Source organism: Frankia sp. CcMO1, assembly GCF_977945845.1.
In genome coordinates, this window is the sequence record NZ_CDWTMG010000003.1 from 1 (window position 1) to 1995 (window position 1995).

Sequence of the window (1995 nt, forward strand, 5' to 3'; positions counted from 1 at the left end):
CCCGTCATCGCCACCTTCTACTCCCTCAGAGGGGACGTAATGAAGTAACAAATATGTGATCGAGAGCATCATCGCAGGTCACAGGCCTGTGGAGGGTTCGAAACGCGCAAGTTATTTCATTTCGACTCCAGAGGGGGTGTCGGAAGATCGACATCGCTCGCCTACACTGCTCTGTTGCTAGCCCGTGAACACCGAATGCTCTGCCTCGATATGGATCTTGAGGCGCCTGGTCTTGCCACACTCTTCGACGCGGAGCGCGAAGTCATGCCAGGAAAGGGTGTTGTTCCGCTTCTACTGGAGGCGGACATAGCCGGCGAAATGCCTGATGTCACCGCCCATCTGCTGCGTGCTCATCCCGAACGGCAACTCTATCTTCTGCCCGCCGGATATCCGGATGCCAATTATGCGCGCCAGCTCGCTCAGCTCGACCCAGCGGCATGGTACCGTGAGGAAAATAATACACTCCGCGCGCTCATCGGCGCCGTCCGTGACCTCCATATCTCGCCGCAGATTGTTCTCATAGATTCAAGGACCGGGATCAGTCCGCTGTCGGCACCTCTTTTCTTCGATCTGGCCGACATAGCTGTCGTAACATTCTTCCCGCATCTGCAGGCACGGGTGGGAACGCGGGCGCTGACGCGGGCGCTTCTGGCGGCCAGATCCGAGCGGGCCTACACTCCTGAGCTCCGTTTTCTGGTGAGCCCGGTTCCGGGCGCGGGCGCTCCGGAGACTCGTCGGCGATACGAGGACCGGGCGGCGGTCTGGATCTTGGAATGGCTCTCGCCGGCGGTGGTCGAAGGCGGGGATCCAGCGTTCCCGGAGGTTGACGAGCTTGTCCACGTCCTCGGTTACAGCGAGGACATCGCGGGATCTGATTCCGTAGTTCCCGAGACCGGCATCGATGCTTATTCGCCCGTCGGGGAGTGGATCGCAGGGTTCGTTCCGCAGTCGGCGGCAGCCGAGCGGGACGGCGCAGCCGCCATGGCCATCCCGCCGCCCGGTTCAAAAGCCGGCGCCCTGGCTGAGATCCACTTCTCGACGGGCACCGCGGAGGCTCAGTCCGACGACGAGTTCCAGGAGACCTTCCTACGCACAGAAGTTGTCGGCCGGGCCGCCCGGGACGACGTGCCCCTGATACTTGGCCGGAAGGGCACGGGGAAGACCACCCTGTTCCGCAGCCTCGCCGCGGACGGGAACATCGTGGTGACCAGCCCTCCGCGGCTGCCGATGAGAAGACCCTGGATGCCGTCCAGCGGGACATACCGAGCCATCGGCGAGGTCTTGGCGGACCGGGGAGACGACTGGCGCACGGCGTGGATGTTGCTTATCGGGGTCATGATCCAGCTGACCAGTGGGCGCCCTCGTCGGCCGGTGCCCGCGTTCGGTGGACTCACCTGTGACTCCAAGGACGAGTCGCAGTACAACGAACTTAACCTCGTCCAAGATGTACGCAAAATGCTTTCCATCGAAGACGCTGGACTCGTCGGCTGGCAGTGGATTCGGGACCTCGATGCGGATGTTGCCCGGGGCACATTTCTTCTTTTCGACGGTCTTGACACTGGGTTCGGTCTCACTCCTGCCGACCTCACTCGACGGCGGGAAAGTGTGGGGGGACTGCTGTCCCTGTTGTCCGAGCGCGGTGACGAGCTGGTGAATCTTCGGATGAAGATCATGCTCAGGGAGGACATCTGGCGAACCGTTCAGCTACCGAATAAGTCACATTTCTTCGGTCGCGACGTGACGTTGTCCTGGGCAAACCAGACCGATTATCTCAAGGTGGTCGTCAAGCAGGCGCTCCGGGCGCCGGCCGTCGCTGATCTCGTTCGTGAGAGGGCGCCGGAACCCGGGCTGCATCGCTTTTTGCCGGAGCTGGTCGAGAGGTGGCCGCAGCCGCAGGTGCTCAATGCGTGGCGCGTGCTGGTTGGTGAGCGGATCTCCGGCGGCAAGACCGCTTTCACGTACAACTGGGTATGGCGCCGACTTTGGAGTCGAAAT

General features: G+C 62.1%; 1 protein-coding gene. It reads left to right on the plus strand.

The window, feature by feature from the left end; all coding sequences use genetic code 11:
- Positions 1-51: 51 nt before the first annotated feature.
- Positions 52-1995, plus strand: a 1944-nt coding sequence (locus AC08OU_RS00950; protein ID WP_476604093.1) for a KGGVGR-motif variant AAA ATPase, incomplete at its 3' end; no start/stop codon positions are given.